Source organism: Microbispora sp. NPDC088329, from assembly GCF_040685655.1.
Taxonomy (GTDB): domain Bacteria; phylum Actinomycetota; class Actinomycetes; order Streptosporangiales; family Streptosporangiaceae; genus Microbispora.
This window is the reverse complement of record NZ_JBFBIP010000002.1, coordinates 94,936-111,348: the sequence shown is the minus strand read 5'-3', so window position 1 is coordinate 111,348 and position 16,413 is coordinate 94,936. Positions and strand designations below refer to the sequence as shown.

Annotated in this window: 14 protein-coding genes; 5 read left to right on the top strand and 9 right to left on the bottom strand. The window is 71.1% G+C overall.

Going from position 1 to position 16,413, the window contains the following annotated elements; translation table 11 throughout:
- The first annotated feature begins 14 nt into the window (after positions 1-14).
- A complete protein-coding gene (locus AB0O28_RS04955; protein WP_363636386.1) occupies positions 15-1,070 on the top strand; it encodes a helix-turn-helix domain-containing protein in 1,056 nt (351 codons plus the stop codon).
- A gap of 4 nt (positions 1,071-1,074) precedes the next feature.
- On the opposite strand, the gene AB0O28_RS04950 is transcribed toward AB0O28_RS04955, so the two are convergent.
- From AB0O28_RS04950 to AB0O28_RS04925, 6 genes are all read right to left on the bottom strand, one after another.
- Positions 1,075-1,515, bottom strand: coding sequence for a hypothetical protein (locus AB0O28_RS04950; protein ID WP_363636384.1), 441 nt, complete (start codon positions 1,513-1,515; stop codon positions 1,075-1,077).
- Positions 1,516-1,601: 86 nt separating this feature from the next.
- The gene (locus tag AB0O28_RS04945; RefSeq protein WP_363636382.1) at positions 1,602-2,627 is read right to left on the bottom strand and encodes an RNA polymerase subunit sigma-70; all 1,026 of its coding nucleotides are present in this window, start codon (positions 2,625-2,627) and stop codon (positions 1,602-1,604) included.
- 128 nt (positions 2,628-2,755) lie between these two features.
- On the bottom strand, positions 2,756-4,201 hold the full coding sequence (locus AB0O28_RS04940; RefSeq protein ID WP_363636380.1) for a hypothetical protein: 1,446 nt from the start codon (positions 4,199-4,201) through the stop codon (positions 2,756-2,758).
- Positions 4,202-4,291: 90 nt separating this feature from the next.
- Entirely contained in the window at positions 4,292-5,344 is a 1,053-nt protein-coding gene (locus AB0O28_RS04935; RefSeq protein WP_363636378.1) for a glycosyltransferase, read from the bottom strand.
- A gap of 114 nt (positions 5,345-5,458) precedes the next feature.
- Entirely contained in the window at positions 5,459-6,388 is a 930-nt protein-coding gene (locus AB0O28_RS04930; RefSeq protein WP_363636376.1) for a sensor histidine kinase, read from the bottom strand.
- A 216-nt stretch (positions 6,389-6,604) separates the two neighbouring features.
- Complete coding sequence (locus AB0O28_RS04925; protein WP_363636374.1) at positions 6,605-8,410, bottom strand: SpoIIE family protein phosphatase; 1,806 nt, start codon at positions 8,408-8,410, stop codon at positions 6,605-6,607.
- Between the two features lie 97 nt (positions 8,411-8,507).
- Between AB0O28_RS04925 and AB0O28_RS04920 the strand changes: the two genes are divergently transcribed.
- Positions 8,508-9,218, top strand: coding sequence for a GAF and ANTAR domain-containing protein (locus AB0O28_RS04920; RefSeq protein ID WP_363636372.1), 711 nt, complete (start codon positions 8,508-8,510; stop codon positions 9,216-9,218).
- A 77-nt stretch (positions 9,219-9,295) separates the two neighbouring features.
- Here the strand turns inward: AB0O28_RS04920 and AB0O28_RS04915 are convergent, their stop codons facing one another.
- Positions 9,296-9,652, bottom strand: coding sequence for an STAS domain-containing protein (locus AB0O28_RS04915; protein WP_363636370.1), 357 nt, complete (start codon positions 9,650-9,652; stop codon positions 9,296-9,298).
- Between the two features lie 186 nt (positions 9,653-9,838).
- Between AB0O28_RS04915 and AB0O28_RS04910 the strand changes: the two genes are divergently transcribed.
- The 3 genes from AB0O28_RS04910 (at position 9,839) to AB0O28_RS04900 (ending at position 12,469) form a co-directional block, all read left to right on the top strand.
- A complete protein-coding gene (locus AB0O28_RS04910) occupies positions 9,839-10,618 on the top strand; it encodes a SigB/SigF/SigG family RNA polymerase sigma factor (RefSeq protein WP_139574223.1) in 780 nt (259 codons plus the stop codon).
- A 120-nt stretch (positions 10,619-10,738) separates the two neighbouring features.
- Positions 10,739-11,155 (top strand): ATP-binding protein, encoded by a 417-nt coding sequence (locus AB0O28_RS04905; protein ID WP_363636367.1) that lies wholly within the window; start codon positions 10,739-10,741, stop codon positions 11,153-11,155.
- A 15-nt stretch (positions 11,156-11,170) separates the two neighbouring features.
- A complete protein-coding gene (locus tag AB0O28_RS04900) occupies positions 11,171-12,469 on the top strand; it encodes an NAD(P)/FAD-dependent oxidoreductase (RefSeq protein WP_363636365.1) in 1,299 nt (432 codons plus the stop codon).
- 48 nt (positions 12,470-12,517) lie between these two features.
- On the opposite strand, the gene AB0O28_RS04895 is transcribed toward AB0O28_RS04900, so the two are convergent.
- The gene (locus AB0O28_RS04895; protein ID WP_363636363.1) at positions 12,518-14,518 is read right to left on the bottom strand and encodes an ABC transporter ATP-binding protein; all 2,001 of its coding nucleotides are present in this window, start codon (positions 14,516-14,518) and stop codon (positions 12,518-12,520) included.
- A complete protein-coding gene (locus tag AB0O28_RS04890) occupies positions 14,515-16,248 on the bottom strand; it encodes an ABC transporter ATP-binding protein (RefSeq protein ID WP_363636361.1) in 1,734 nt (577 codons plus the stop codon). Before AB0O28_RS04890 ends, AB0O28_RS04895 begins: the two co-directional genes overlap by 4 nt.
- Between the last annotated feature and the right edge of the window lie 165 nt (positions 16,249-16,413).

The window sequence follows — 16,413 nt, the reverse complement described above, 5'->3', positions numbered from 1 at the left end:
ACAAGAATGTCAGCATGCAAGACATCGTCGATGAGATCTCCCGCCTGCTGGACGCCTCCGTGACGCTGGAGGACCGCTCGTTCAACCTGCTGGCGTACGGCGCGCAGAGCGGGGACATCGACCGCGTGCGGCAGGAGTCGATCCTGCGCAGGCACGCCTCCGACGAGGTACGCGCCCACTTCGAGGCGTACGGCATCGCCACCGCGACGGGCCCGGTGCGCATCCCCGGGCTGCCCGGCCTGCTCGGCCGCGTGTGCGTGCCGCTGCGGCACGGCGGAGTGACCTACGGCTACCTGTGGGCGCTCGAATCCGGGGAGCTCACCGACGAACGCCTGGCCGCCGTCGCGCCGCTGGTCGGCCGGGTGGCCGCGCTGCTGGCCACGCAGGCCCGCGGGCGGCACGCCCCGCTGCGCGAGTTCTTCTCGGCCGATCCCGCGGTCCGCGCCGCCGCCGGCGTCGAGGTCGAGGGCCCGGTGACGGCGGTGGCCGTCCGGACGCCGCCGGAGGTGCCGGGACCGCCCCGTACGCTGCCGCGCGGCGTGCTGGCCGACCCGGACGTGACCGAGACGGCCGTGGACGCACCGCTTCTCGCCGTGCTGGCGCCCGCCGCGCAGGCCGCGCACGTCGCGCGCCTCCTGCACGGCCTGTACGGCATGGCCGCCGGCGTCGGGGGTCCGCGCGACGACCCGGGGGAGGCGTGGCAGAGCTGGCGGGAGGCTCTGCTGGCGCTGCGGGTGGCCGAGCACGTCGAGCGGCACGCCCCGGTCGCCGACTGGAGCGGGCTCGGCGTCTACCGGCTGCTGGCCCGGCTGTCCCCGCGCGACCTGGCCGACCTCGCCGCCGAGTCCGCCGCGCTCACGCCCCGGATCGCCACGAGCGTGGAGGCCTACCTGGACCACGCCGGGCAGGTCCAGGAGACGGCGGCGGCGTTGGGCGTGCACCGGCAGACGCTGTACTACCGCCTCGGCAAGGCCGGTCACCTCACCGGGCTCGACCTCGCCGACGGGGAGGACCGCCTGCTGCTCCACCTGTCGCTGAAGGCGGCGGCCCTCCTCCCGAGCCACTCGTGACGGGCTATCCGATCCGGGTCATGTTCGACTCGTAGCCCCCGCCGCCCGGGTAGTGCCAGCCGCCGGTCATCGCGTCGCCATCGGCGGTGAAGGTGCCCCGGAAGTACGCCGGAGACCCCTTGGCGCCGCCCCAGATGGTCAGTGTGTCGCCGTCGAGTTCGTAGACGTAGTCGAGGGTGTCGCCCCCGCCGCCGTAGTAGCGGGACTTGATGTCCTCGCTGGGAGCGTCCGCCCCGTAGGGCCTCTCGCGGCCGATGACCTCGAAACCGACGATCGGCCGGCCGTCCTGCTCCAGCCGGATGTCCTGGATGAGGAAGAATCCCCCCTCCATCCAGCGGTAGGTGACCGTGCCCTCCGCGCCGCCCGTCACGCGCCATGAGCCGACCAGCCGGTCCAGCGCCCTGACCTGCTCGTCCGGCTGCGTCGTCTCGATGATGTCCGGCATGGTGTTCTCCTTCTCCCGTTCGTGCGATAGCGCTCGTATGACGGCGCGGCCGGGAGAAGGGAATCGGTCCGGACGGGCGATCGGTGTCACGATCCGATAACGGCCCCGTCGGCGGCGGAAGGGCCGATGGAGAGGGGCAGGCCGAAGAGGGGCAGCAGCTCGGGGCCGAAAGTGGTGATCTCCGCGACGAGGCCGTCCTCGGCACACAGGACGTCGATGTTGACCGCGGTGTAGAAGATCTCACCGGGCCGCCGCACGTAGTTCGCCACCGCGGGCTGCCGGTTCACCGCGAGCGGGACGCAGTGCCATTCGCCCCAGCGCTCCTCGCCCTCCAGGACCGGCCGCCACATGTCGAGCACGGCCGCGCGCCCGTCGAACACCAAGGCGGCGGGCGGCATGGCCTGCCGGACGTCCTCGCGCAGCAGTTCCGCCAGCGCCGTCAGGTCGGCGTTTCTCGAGGCGGTGACGTACCGCTCCAGCAGGTCGAGCTCGTCCCGGCTGGGCTCGGTGGCCGCGGCCCAGTCCGCCCGCCGCCTGGGCAGACGGTCGCGCAGCGTCGCGCGGGCGCGCTGTAGGGCGCTCTTGACCGAGGCGACGCTCATCTCCAGCGCCTCGGCGGTCTCGGTCACCGGCCAGCCGGCCACGTCACGCAGGATCAGCACCGCCCGCTGCCGCGGGGGAAGGTGCTGGATCGCCGCCAGGAACGCCAGCTCGACGGTCTCCCGGGCGATGGCCACCGCGTCCGGCCCGCCGTCGTCCGGCGCCGCCAGGTCGAGCAGTCCGTCCGGATAGGGCTGGAGCCAGGGGACGTCGGCCGGAGCCGGACGCCCCGGGCTCCGCGAGGTGTCCGCCGCCACCTCGCGGGCGCGGGCCGGGCCGGACAGCGCATCCAGGCACGCGTTCGTGGCGATCCGGTACAGCCACGCCCGGAACGTCGAGCGCCCCTCGAAGCTCTCCCGCGCGCGCCAGGCCCGCAGCAGCGTCTCCTGCACCAGGTCCTCGGCATCGGTGAACGACCCGAGCATCCGGTAGCAGTGCACCCGCAGCTCGTGCCGGTGACGCGCGGCGAGCTCCCCGAACACGGCACCGTCGCCCGCCCGGACCGCCTCCACAGCCGGCTCCGCCGTCGGTTTCCCATCCGGGTCCGCGGTCGGTTCCGCCGTGGGCCGCCCGGCCGTGCCGTCCTGTCCGCTCACACCCGCCCCGCGTCTCCGTCACGCATCCGAGATCATCCGGCAGGTTACCGCTCCGGAGCCCGGTAGATCCTCACCCAGTCGACGTACACCGTGCCGCCGCCGGAGTTGCGCAGCACCAGGCCCATCCCCTCGGACCGGGGGACATACGGACCGGTGTAGTTCCACACCTGCCTGCCGTCCAGCCAGAAGGTCACCCGGCCGGGCAGCCAGTCGACGGCGATCGTGTGCCACTGGGTGAAGTCGGCCGGCATCTCGGCCCGGGCCTGTTCCCGGCCCTGCCGCACGGACAGCTCCGCGCTGCGCCCGCCGATCGCGGCCACGCCGATCGCCGCGTCTTCCGTCTGCCGGTCGTCGGTGCCCCCGGATTCCGGGCTGTCGTACCCGGGATCCGCGTATCCCGAGTCGTACCGCGAGTCTCCATATCCCGGGTCGTCGTACTGCGAGCTGCCGTACCGCGAGTCGTCATACCGGGAGTCGTCGTACTGCGACTCGTCGTACTGTGAGCTGCCGTACCGGGAGTCGCCGTACTGCGAGCTGCCGTACCGGGAGTCGCCGTACTGCGAGCTGCCGTACCGGGAGTCGCCGTATTGCGAGCTGCCGTACCGCGACGACTCGTGCCGGGAGTCGCCGTACCGGGAGCCGCGGTGCCGCGAGTTTTCGTGCGGCCGGGCCTGCGACTGGACGGACCGCAGCAACGCGACGGGTGCGGCGCCCTCATCGGCCCGGACGCGGACCTCCCAGCGGCCGTACCGCTGGACCGACGAGCCGGACAGGTCCTTGTCGCCGCCGCCTCCGGCGAGGCGCAGCGCCTCGCCGCCGAAGTCCTCGGCCAGGGCCGGGCTGCCCCAGCCGCCCGCGGAGGCGCCGCTGGGGCGGGCGAGAGGTGCGGGGGACGGCGCGCGCGACGCCACCGGGGATGGTGTCCGCGACGGGACCGGGGACGGCGAGCGCGACGGCGGGGAGGAGGACTCCCGTGCGGTCCCGCCCCCGGCTCCGGGACTCACCCCGACGGGCACGCGCTCCGCCCGGGGCACGTCCTCCGGTTGGATGGCGTCCACCACGACCGGTTCGTCCGCGGACCGCGCGAGCCGCATCGCAGGCTCGGCCGCGGCCGTGGGCGAAGGCGTCGCCCGCGGTCCGGAGGAAAGACCGGGGGAGGGGACGGAGGAAAGGAGGGGGGAAGGACGCGGCGCGGGAGCCGCGGGGATGTCGCCGATCTTCTCCGCGACCCTGTCGGCGGCCTCCCCATCGCTCTCGCCCGCGATCTTTCCCGAGGTCTTGTGTGCGGCCTCGTCGCCGGAACCGGCGGCAGCCGCGGCGGTCCGCGTCGCGCTCAGCCCCGCCGCGTTCGCGTTGCCCGGCGGCGCGCCGGACGAACCCGGGGAGGACGCGGACCCCTGTGCGGTGGACTCGCTCCCGGCGTTGAACACCTTCGTGGAGTCCTCGCTCGAACAGGCCGTGGCGGCGGCGATGAGCATCGCCGCCGCCACCGCTAAACCAGGCCCATGACGTGACATGAGCCGAGTTAATCACATGATTTCACTCAGATAACGGCCTAAATCCGGTAATATCGCTTGCCTTTACGCGCACGTCTTCTCGTATACGCGAAGCAGTTCCATGCTGATTCGCTCGACCGAATAACGGGAACGGGCGCGGTCTGCGGCAGCGTAGCCGATGGCCGTACGCAGGGTGGCGTCGCCGAGCAGGCGGCGGATCCGGTGCGCGATCTCCAGCGGGCGGTCGGGCCGGGTCAGGAATCCGGTCACGCCGTCCACCACCGAGTCGAGGTGCGCCCCGGAGGCCGAGGCGATGACCGGGATCCCGCAGGCCATGGCCTCCAGCGCAGCCGTGCCCGTGGGGACGGTCGGCGGCAGCGACAGCACCAGGTCGGCGCTGCGCATGAGCTTGGGCATCGCGGTGTGCGGAACCGTGCCGAGCATCTCCACGCGGTCCGCCACGCCGTGCTCCCCGGCGAGGGCCCGCAGCCGCTCGACGCTCTGGTCGTCGCCACCGGCGATCACGAGCTCGGCGTCCGGGACGGCCCGCAGCGCGTGCACGGCGTAGTCGGCGCCCACGTGCCCCACGTGCAGGAGGCGCGGCCGCTCGCCCCTCGGGAAGGCGGGGCCCTGACGGCGGAAGCGCTCGATGTCCACACCGTGCGGGACGACCGAGATGTTACGGCGGGGGACGCCCATCCGGATCAGCTCGGACTCCTCGTCGGCGCAGGCGGCGATGACCGCCCTGGCCCGGCGTCCGATCGCGCACTCCAGCCGTCGCACCGGCGCGGCGCTCCGGCTGTCGTCGTAGTGGCTGTGGAAGGTCTGGGTGACCGGCACGCCCAGGCCCTCGGAACCCGCGATGGCGGCCAGGCCGCTCGACCACGAGTAGGCGTGGATGATGTCCGGGCGGTGCTCCCGCCACCTGCGCCGCAGGCCGTCGCTGAAGTCCGAGATGTAGGGCAGGAGGTCGCTTTCCGACAGCTCCACATCGGGTCCGGCGGGCACGTGCTCGACACCGTCCACCGTGACCTTGGACCGGGTGTAGACGGTCACCCGGTGGCCCCTGCCCAGCTCACGGGCGATGGCGGGAGTGTCGGGAGTCAGTTCGTGCGCGGAGACGATCGCGATATCCATGGCACACCTCAAGACAGGAAGGCGCTTGAAAGGGTGTGCCTGCGTCCTAGGCACGATCGATGTAGATGATGTTTACCTTACTCTGATTCGCGCTAAACGCCTAATCGGGAAAAATCACGCACTCTCCTGCAGCCGCGACGTCGCCACCTCCAGCCTGATCCGGCGGCCGCCCTCCTCCTGCCGGATGTCCACGTAGTCGCAGATCTGGCGCGCCAGCCACAGGCCGTCCTCGGGACGCTCGGCCTCGCCCGGCGGCGTGAAACCGGCGAGCGGATCGCATCGGGTCCCCCGGCCTGCCCACAGGTCGCACACCAGCGCCCCGAACGTCTCCCACACCCGCGCGGTCAGGGGCAGGCCCAGGTAGCGAGCCGCCTCGTGCACGGCCACGCACAGCATCGCGACCCTGTCCTCGGGCAGCCCGTGAAGCAGGGCCTGCCGGCCGGCGAAGTGCCGTACGCGGTGCAGGTGGCCGATCCGCGCGGCCGCGGCCCCGGGGGGAGCCTGCGGGAGCGGCTGCCGATCGCACTCGCCGATGAACCGTGCCGGGTCGGCGTACGCGGGGGACACCCGCCGCCCCCGGCCGCCGGTGCTGATCGAGGGATGGGTGCGCAAGGCGTCCTCGACGAGGCCGCGATCGGCCGCCCTGGTGTCATAGGGGCAGATCATCCACACGCCCGTGCCGGCGAGGATGATGTTGAGGCCCGATTCCATCCGTCTCCAGGCCACGACGTCGCGGGAAGAGCGGCCCGCCCACACCGGCTCGGCCAGAATGCGGACCCGCCCGCGCGCCGCGTTCCGCTCCCAATAGCGCAGGAAGGCCGTCGCCCGATGCGCGGTGCGGCGGCCGAAGTACGCGCTCTCGGCGTAGTCGACGCGCCGGGCGTCGTCACCGAGGGCGGCGCCGAGGAGTTCGAGGTTTCCGGCGGTCGTGGTGACCATCACCGGCTCGCCGCCGTCGAGCCCGTCCCGGACGAACGGCACGGCGATCCCGAGGAACTCGTCGTCGGAGCCGTACAGACCGGCCTCGTGAACCAACGCGCTCATGCCACCTCCTCGCCTGACGGCTCGGAGTCGCATGAGCGAATCGCGCTGTGCCTGTTGATTCGCTCGCTTCGCTCGCTCATGCCACCTCCTCGCCTGACGGCTCGGAGTCGCATGAGCGAATCGCGCTGTGCCTGTTGATTCGCTCGCTCATGCGATCGCCCCCACGCATCGCGCCGACTCCAGTCCACCACTTCGCGGTGGGGGCGGCAAATCCCGTCAGCGGGATCGGCGCAGCGAGAGGAGCGTGATCTCGTCGACGGCGTGGCTGCCGCAGAAGGCACGGTGGTCCTCCTCGATGGCCTTGACGACCGCGCTGGGGGGCTGCCCGGCGCAGCGGGCGAGGGTCTCGGTGAGCCGCTGCTCGCCGTAGTTGTCCCCGCCGGGGCTCTGCGCGCCCACCAGGCCGTCGCTGTACAGCACCAGCGCCTCTCCGGCCGACAGCGTGAGCTCCTCGGTCGCCGGCACCGAACCCTCCTCGAAGCCCAGCGGGACGCCGCCGCCCTCGTGGAACCGGACGCCGCCGCCCGGCTGGATCAGCGCGGCGGGATGATGGCCCGCGGAGGCGAGCCGCACCTTGCGGCCCCGGACGAAGCCGGCGGCGGCCATCACGAACAGGCCCGTGTTCTGCGCGACGAGGGCGTCGCTGACCTTGCGCAGGGCCTGTCCCGGGTCGTCCTCCCACACACTCAGCACGCGCAGGCCGTTGCGGACCATGGCGGTGACGGCGGCGGCCTCCTCGCCTCGCCCCGCCGCGCTGCCGATCACGAAGCCCCACCCGTTCTTGCTGGGGAACACGTCGTAGAACTCGCCGCCGATGGCACGCATGCCGGAGCCGGGGTGGTAGGCGGCGGCGATCTCGAAACCGGGGATGTCGGGCAGTGTGCGGGGGAGCACGCCGGTCTGCAGGGTGTCGGCGGCCTGCGCCCGGCGCTGGAACCCCTGCTGCGCCCGCATCGCCAGGCCGAGGTGCAGGCCGATCTCCTCCATCAGGCCCAGATCGGCCAGGCCGAACGGCTGCCGGTCGCGCAGCCGTACCAGCGTGAGCACGCCGCGCGCCTCGTCCTCGGTGCGGATCGGCACGCTCAGCAGCGAACCCGCGCGCATCGCCTGGAGCATGTCGCCGCCGAGCAGGGAGTCGTCGCTCAGCATCTCGTGGACGACGCCGCTCTGGGTGGCCAGCACCTGGTCCACCACCGGCGCCAGCGCGGGCGGGGCCTCCTCGACCGTCCGCTGCAGCCGCCCGACCGGCTGGTCGCTCGGTCCCATCACGACCGACCGGACCAGGTCGCCGTCCCTGACGACGTCCGCGATCACCCAGTCGGCCGTCTCGGCGGACAGCAGGCGGGCCGCCCGCAGCAGGGCGACCGGCTCGCGCAGGCTCTCCTCGTCCAGCAGCAGCCCGGTCAGCCGCGACAGCAGCTCGTGCCGTCTGGCCGCCGCCAGGACCGCCGCGTCGTCGGGCGCCTCCGTCCGCGCGGCCGGCTCGGGCAGCTGGACCTCGGTGGGCAGCACGACCCCGGCGATCATCTCCTGCGGCTCGCCCGGCATCCGCAGGCGGCTCAGCACCAGCCGTACGGTATGGGCGCGGCCCTGGTGAGCCAGCCGGGTCTGGAAGGAGGCGCTGTCGTCGCCGTGGAGGACGGCGGCGAGGCGCTGCCGGAACGCGGCGCGAGCGGTCACGTCGACGAGCAGCGGGAAGGCGCGGCCGATGAGATAGCCGGCGGGGCTGCCGAGCAGACGGGTGGTCTCGTTGTTGATGCGGCGCACCGTGCCGCCCGTGTCCATGATGATCACAGGGATCGGCAGCGCGCGGAACACCTGGCGCAGCAGCTTCTGCTCGCGCTGGCTGCCGCCGTCCCTGCGCCTGCGACTGCGCACCAGCTCACTCAGGGCCTTGCGGCACAGTTCCTCGGCGGCGTCCAGCTCCCGTAGCATCGCACCCGGATCGGGATCGTCCCGTAGGGTGGCGATGCGGTCGGCGAGCCCGCTCAACGCGCGCTCGAGCTCGGCGGTGTCGGGCAAGCTGCCCCCCTCTCTCGACGTAGACGCTACGCCAAACCCCGGGTCTAATCGATCCAGCCTGGATTAACCCGGAAACTATGGGAATGGTCTTTCTACCATGGAGACGACATCCATTCTCGCGCGTGACCTCGCGGCTTTGGGCCGTGTGACGGAGGGCACGTCGGCGGAGAGTGTGCTGCGCGGCATCACCGAGGCGGTGGCGCGAGGCGTGCCCGGCTGCGCCGGCGGCACGGCCGAACTGTGGATGGAGGAGCGGGTGCTGCTGGCCGCCTCCCACAGCGAGCTCACCGTGCTGATCGACCGGGAGCGCGGCCTGCGCGAGGGCCCGTCGAGGGAGGCGCTGTCCACCGGGCGCCCGGTGACGATCCCCGATGTGATGCGCGAGTCCCGCTGGTCCCGCTACGCCGCCACCGCCGTGCGGCACGGGGTGCGGTCGGTCCTCGTGGTGCCGATCGCCGTGGAGGGCGCCGTCGCGATCATCGGCCTGTATGGCGTGCGCCCCGGCGTGTTCACCTCCGGCGGCTCGCTCATGGCTCTGCTGCGCGAGCAGGTCACCGTGGCGCTGGCCAACATCTGGGAGTTCGACGACGTCCTCACCGGCGCCGCGCAGATGCAGGAGGCGCTGGCGGGCCGATCGGTGATCGACCAGGCCAAGGGCATCATCATGTCGAAGAGCGGCTGCTCCGCGGAGGAGGCGTTCGAGGAGCTCAGGCGGGTGTCGCAGCACCACCAGGTCAAGGTGGCCGATCTGGCCAAGCTCCTGGTCACCGAGCACCAGCAGAAGCACGGCGGGGCCGCCCCGGCCTGAGCGGGCCGTACGCGCGGGCGGCGGAAGCGGGTTGTGACAGCGGGGCGGCGGCAGTGGGGCCGACGCCCGCGAGGGGATCAGGCGGCGAACGCGGCCAGGGCCTCGTCGAGGGTGTCGAAAAGGGGCAGCCGCTCCGACAGGCCGGTCACCCACATCACCTTGGAGTTCGGATACTGCACCGAGACCAGCGCGAAGTTGCCGCCGGCCGTGGTCGAGCGCTGCCAGTTGTGCACGATCAGGCCCAGCGCCCGGGAGTCCATGAAGGTGACGCCGCCCAGGTCAAGGATCATGTCGGGGCCGTGGTCGTCCGCCGCGGCGTCCAGATAGTCCGAGAACTGGTCACGAGTCGTGGCGTCGAGGACACCGTTCACGTGGATCACCACAATGTCCCCCGCCATACTGGACGTCAGGGACAGCAGTCCGTTGTTAGACACCTCGCGCCTCCTCTGCGGCAACATTACTGGTGCCGAAGGGGTGGTGATACTCCTGATTTTGGGGCAATATACTGAAGCAGAGGTCCAGCAGAGGGCCTCGTCTCGACACTGTAGCGAGGCGTGCCTTCTGCTTGGTGACCCCACCGCGTAGGCGCCCTCGCGAGAAAATACGAGGGGACTGCGCAGATGGCTGCCGAGGTCCGTGCAGAGACCGTCAGCAATCCGACCGCCGAAGAGCTCCTGGCCGAGCTGGCCGAGGACGGACTGTCCGAGGAGCGGCGGGAACGCCTCCGTGAGAAGATCGTCGAAATGCACCGCCCGATGGCGAGGGACATCGCCCGGCGGTACCTCAACCGCGGTGAGCCGATGGAAGATCTCCTCCAGGCCGCGTACGTGGGCCTCATGAAGGCCATCAACGGCTTCGACCCCACCCTGGGCCACAGCTTCCGCGGGTACGCCATGGTCACCATGACCGGTGAGGTCAAGCGGCACTTCCGGGACCGCACCTGGGCCGTCCGGGTGCCCCGCCTCTACCAGGAGCGCCGGGCCGAACTGAACCGGCACGTCGCCGACATGACCCAGGAGCTGGGCCGGTTCCCCACCGTCGCCGAGCTCGCCAAGAAGATGGGCCTGTCCGAGGAGGACATGCTCCTCACCATGGACGCCTCGGCGGCGTACAGCACGCTCTCCCTCGACGCGCCGATCGGCGCCGACGACGACGCCGCCGCCCTCGGCGACGTGATCCCCGAAGAGGACGACGCGCTCGACACCCTGGTGGACGCCGAGGCGCTGAAGCCTCTCATCGACCTTCTCCCCGAGCGGGAGAAGAACATCCTCCTGCTGCGGTTCTACGGCAACATGACGCAGGCCGAGATCGCGGCGGAGTTCGGCATATCGCAGATGCACGTCTCGCGGATCCTTCGCAAGACCCTCGACCAGCTCCGGGCGGAGCTCGTCGCGGGATGAGAGGATGCGACGATGCCCGGGACACCGCCTGTGCCACGGCGGTGTCCCGGGGTATCTTCGTCCTGCCCACAGCCCATGGATTCTGAGACGGCCACATTTCCGGCGGGAGGCGTGTACCGGGTGAAAGATGACGGCGTTCCCGCGCACGTCACCGGAGCGGCCAGGGAGCGTGCCTTCTCCTTAGCCGACCTGCCCGATCTGCGGGAGTTCGCCGCCGCCGAGGCGCTGCGTCGCGGCATGCGGGAAGACGCGATAGGCGACTTCCTCGTCGCGCTCAACGAGGTCGCCACCAACGCGGTCACCCACGGGTCGACCAAGGCCCGGCTGGGTATCTGGCGGGAGGGGCCGGCCCTGGTGGTCGCCGTCCGCGACGACGGCAGGGAGTGGCGTTTGGAGGGCGAGCCGGGCCACGACCCGCCTCCGGAGGACGCGACCAGCGGCATGGGGCTGTGGGTGGCGCGCCTGCTGAGCAACGACCTCCAGGTCACCACCGGCCCCAGGGGAACCAGGGTGACGATGCGTTTCCTCCTTGAGTAGGGGTAGGGGACAGCCATGGCTGTCCCACGGATTCTGATCGTCGGCGGCGGATACGTCGGCATGTACACAGCACTCCGCCTGCAGCGCAGGCTCCGCCGCGGCGAGGCGCTCGTGACCGTCGCGGACCTCGACTCCTACATGACCTACCAGCCCTTCCTGCCGGAGGCGGCCGCCGGGAACATCGAGGCCCGGCACGTCGTCGTCCCGCTCAGGCGGGTGCTGAACAGGTGCCAGATCCTCAGCGGACGGATCACCCAGGTGCGGCTGGCCGACCGCAGGGCGGAGTTCACCCCGCACGAGGGGCCCGACCTCACCATCGACTACGACTACCTGGTCATGGCGCCGGGCTCGATCTCACGGCTGCTGCCCGTGCCCGGCCTGGCCGACCACGGCATCGGTTTCAAGACCATCGAAGAGGCCATCGCCCTGCGCAACCACGTGCTCGGCCGTCTCGACATCGCGGCGTCCACACCGGACCCCGAGGTCCGCCGCAGGGCTCTCACGTTCGTGTTCGTGGGCGGCGGCTACGCCGGCGTGGAGGCCCTGGCCGAGCTCGAGGACATGGCGGCCGACGCCCTCAAGTACTTCGAGGGGATCAACCGCGAGGACATGCGCTGGATCCTCGTGGAGGCCACCGACCGGATCCTGCCCGAGGTGGGCGCCGACATGGGCAAGTGGACGGTCCAGCAGCTGCGCGAGCGCGGCATCGAGATCCGCATGAGCACACTGCTGAAGTCCGCCGAGGGCTGCCACATCGTGCTGAGCGACGGCGAGGAGTTCGACGCCGACACCCTCGTCTGGACGGCGGGCGTCAAGCCGAACCCGCTGGTCGCCGCGGGCGACCTGCCCCTGGACAAGAAGGGCAGGATCAGGGTCGATCCATACCTGCGCGTGCACGGCGCCGACTTCGCCTTCGCCGCGGGCGACTCAGCCGCCGTGCCCGATCTCACCCGGCCGGGCGAGTTCTGCCCGCCCAACGCCCAGCACGCCGTACGGCAGGCCAGAAGGCTGGCCGACAACCTGCTGGCGGCGCTGCGCGGGCATCCCCAGCGGCCGTACCGGCACAAGTACGCCGGGTCGGTGGCGACCCTGGGGCTCTACCAGGGCGTCGCGCAGATCTACGGCCGGGAGCTGCGCGGGTTCCCCGCCTGGCTCATGCACCGCACCTACCACCTGACGCGGATGCCCACCTTCAACAAGAAGACCCGGATCCTCATGGACTGGACGCTCGGGCTGTTCTTCCCCCGGGAGATCATCGCGATGGGGGCCATCGAGGAACCGCGCAAGGAGTTCACCCTGTCCGCCCGTTCGTGACCTGGCCTGTCGAGCGGTGCCGCGTGACCCGGGGTCACGCGGCACCGCTCACTGCGCCGCGGTGGTCGCGTCGTCGCCGGCCAGGGCGCCGGCGACCAGCGCCCCGTTGAATTGGGCCGAATACAGCCGGTGGTAGGCGCCCCGGGCGGCGAGCAGCTCGTCGTGGGTGCCGTGCTCGACGATGCTCCCCGCCTCCATCACCAGGATGAGGTCGGCGTCGCGGATCGTGGACAGCCGGTGGGCGATGACGAAGCTCGTCCTGTCGCTGCGCAGCGCGGCCATCGCGTGCTGCACCAGGACCTCTGTGCGGGTGTCGACCGAGCTGGTCGCCTCGTCCAGGATGAGCAGGGACGGGTTGGCGAGGAAGGCGCGGGCGATGGTGATCAGCTGCTTCTCGCCGGCGCTGACGTTGCCGCCCTCCTCGTCGATCACCGTGTCGTACCCGTCGGGCAGGGTGCGGACGAACCGGTCGACGTACGTCGCCCGCGCCGCGGCCTGGATCTCCTCGTCGGTCGCCCGGGGGTCGCCGTAGGCGATGTTGTCGCGGATCGTCCCGCCGAACAGCCAGGTGTCCTGGAGCACCATGCCGATCTGGGAACGCAGGTCCTCGCGGCGCATCGCGGTGATGTCGACGCCGTCGAGGGTGATGCGGCCCGCGTCCAGCTCGTAGAAGCGCATGATCAGGTTGACCAGCGTGGTCTTCCCCGCGCCGGTCGGGCCGACGATCGCGATAGTGTGCCCGGGCTCGGCCACCAGCGACAGGTCCTCGATGAGGGGCTGCTCGGGCTCGTACCGGAAGGACACGTGCTCGAATTCGACGCGCCCTCGCCGGGTGGCGGGCAGTGCGGGGTCGGCGGGGTCGGGCTTCTGCTCCTCGGCGTCCAGCAGCTCGAAGACCCGTTCGGCGGAGGCCACCCCCGACTGCAGCAGGTTGGCCATCGAGGCGACCTGGGTCAGCGGCTGGGTGAACTGCCGGGAGTACTGGATGAACGCCTGGACGTCGCCCAGGCTCATCGACCCGCCGGCCACCCGTACGGCGCCGACGACCGCGATGGCGACGTAGTTGAGGTTCCCGATGAACATCATCGCGGGCATGATGATCCCGGAGATGAACTGGGCGCCGAAGCTCGCCTTGTACAGCGCCTCGTTCCGCTCCCGGAACACCTGCTCGACCTCCGGGCCCCGGCCGAAGACCTTCACCAGCTCGTGACCGGTGAACGCCTCCTCGATGTGGGCGTTCAGCGTGCCGGTGTGGGCCCACTGCGCGACGAACTGCTTCTGTGAACGCTTGGCGATCTGCCCGGTGACGATCATCGTGACCGGGATCGTGACCAGGGCGATCGCCGCGAGCAGCGGCGAGATCACGAACATCATGACCAGCACGCCGATCACGGTGAGCAGCGAGCTCAGCAGCTGGCTCAGCGTCTGCTGCAGCGTCTGGGACACGTTGTCGATGTCATTGGTGACCCGGCTGAGCAGCTCGCCGCGCGGCTGGCCGTCGAAGAACCTCAGCGGCAGCCGGTTCAGCTTGTCCTCGACGTCGGCCCGGAGGCGGAAGACCGTACGCTGCGTCACGTCGTTGAGCAAGTAGCCCTGCAGCCACATGAACAGCGACGCGGCCAGGTAGAGCCCGAGGACCCACGCCAGGACGGTGCCCAGCTCGCCGAAGTCGATGCCGTGGCCGGGGACGACGTCCATCCCCGCGAGCATGTCGGCGAAATCGCCGTGGCCGGAGGCACGCAGCGCCTGCACGGCCTGCTCCTTGGTCGTTCCCGCGGGCAACCGTCCGCCGATCACACCACTGAAGATCACATCAGTCGCGCGGCCGAGCAGCTTCGGCCCGATGACGGAGAACACGACGCTGATCACCGCGAGGCCGACCACGGCCAGGAGCCTCGGCCGTTCGGGATTCAGCCGCCGTAGCAGCCGCCGGGCGGAGGGGCCGAAGTTCATCGACTTCTCCGCCGGCATCTGCCCGCCGCCGAAGGGCCCGAAACCGCCACCTCCGGCGGGCCGCGGTCGTGCCGGTGCTGTGGGCCGGTCGCTCATACCGCACTCCCCGCGGTCAGTTGGGACTCGACGATCTCGATGTACGTCGGGCAGGAGCCGAGCAGCTCTTCATGGGTGCCGATGCCGGCGACGACGCCGTCGTCCAGGACGACGATCTGGTCGGCGTCGGCGATGGTGGAGACCCGCTGGGCGACGATCACCACGGCGGCGTCGGCGGTGTACGGGCGCAACGCGGCGCGTAGCCGGGCGTCGGTCGTCAGGTCGAGGGCCGAGAACGAGTCGTCGAACAGATAGATCTCAGGCTTGGCGACCAGCGCGCGGGCGATGGACAGACGCTGGCGCTGCCCGCCGGACACGTTCGTGCCGCCCTGGGAGATCGGCGCCTGCAGGCCCTCGGGCATCGCCTCGACGAAGTCGCGGGCCTGGGCGATCTCCAGTGCCTCCCACAGCTCCTCGTCGGTGGCGTCCGGGTTGCCGTACCGCAGGTTGCTCGCGACGGTGCCCGTGAACAGGTACGGCTTCTGCGGCACCAGGCCGATGCGGGTCCAGAGCATCTGGGGGTCGAGGTCGCGTACGTCGACCCCGTCGATCAGGACGGCGCCCGACGTGGCGTCGAACAGCCGGGGCACCAGGGAGACCAGGGTCGTCTTGCCCGACCCGGTGCTGCCGATGACGGCGGTGGTCTGTCCCGCGGTCACGCGGAAGGAGACACCGGACAACACCGGCGCCGCCGCGCCCGGATAGCGGAACTCGACGTCACGCAACTCCAGGTCGGCCCGGCGGTCCACCTGCCGTACGGGATCGCCGGGCGGGCGCACCGACGATTCGGTGTCCAGCACCTCGGCGATGCGCTCGGCGCAGACCGCGGCACGCGGAATCATGATCGAGATGAAGGTGGCCATCATCATCGACATGAGGATCTGCAGCAGGTACATGAGGAACGCGGTGAGGGCGCCCACCTGCATCTCACCGCTGTCCACCCGGGCGGCGCCGAACCACAGCACCGCGACGCTGGAGGCGTTGAGGATCAACATCACGGTGGGGAAGATGAGCGCGGTCAGCCGCCCGACGCGCAGCGCCGTCCCGGTCAGCGCGTCGTTCGCCTCGGCGAACCGGCGGGTCTCCTCACGCTCCCGGACGAAGGCCCGCACCACGCGGATGCCGGAAAGCTGCTCGCGGAGCACCCGGTTCACCACGTCGATGCGGGTCTGCATGGCGCGGAACTGCGGGACCATGCGGAAGACGATCAGCCCGATCGAGATCAGCAGCACGGGCACGCAGACCAGCATGAGCCAGGACAGCCCGACGTCCTGACGCAGGGCCATGATGATGCCGCCGACTCCCATGATGGGCGCGGCGACCAGCATCGTGCAGGTCATCACCACGAGCATCTGGATCTGCTGCACGTCGTTGGTGTTGCGGGTGATCAGCGAGGGCGCTCCGAAGTGGGCGACCTCCCGCGCGGAGAAGCCGCTCACACGGTGGAACACCGCCGACCGGACGTCCTGGCCGAACCCCGCCGCCACCCGGGCGCCGTGATAGACCGCCGCGATCGAGCAGGCGATCTGCACGAGGGACACGGTCAGCATCCAGCCGCCGGTGCGCACGATGTAGCCGGTGTCGCCGGTGGCGACGCCCTGGTCGATGATGTCGGCGTTCAGGCTTGGCAGGTACAGGGAGGCGATGGTGCCGACGAGCTGGAACAGCACCACCAATGTGAGCGCCGGCGAGTAGGGCCGCAGGTACGTGCGGAGCAGCCGGCTCAGCATGGCCGCGGTCCAGGATCGCGTCGCAGGAGGGGCAAAATCATGCGGAACACGGTATATGAGCAGCTAGCTCGGTCACCCATGATTTTCGGCAGGAGCGAACACGGGCCGTCGCCCGATCGCCGCCGAGAAATCCGGCCGTCCGGACGCCGTCAAGCGGTGGCGCGA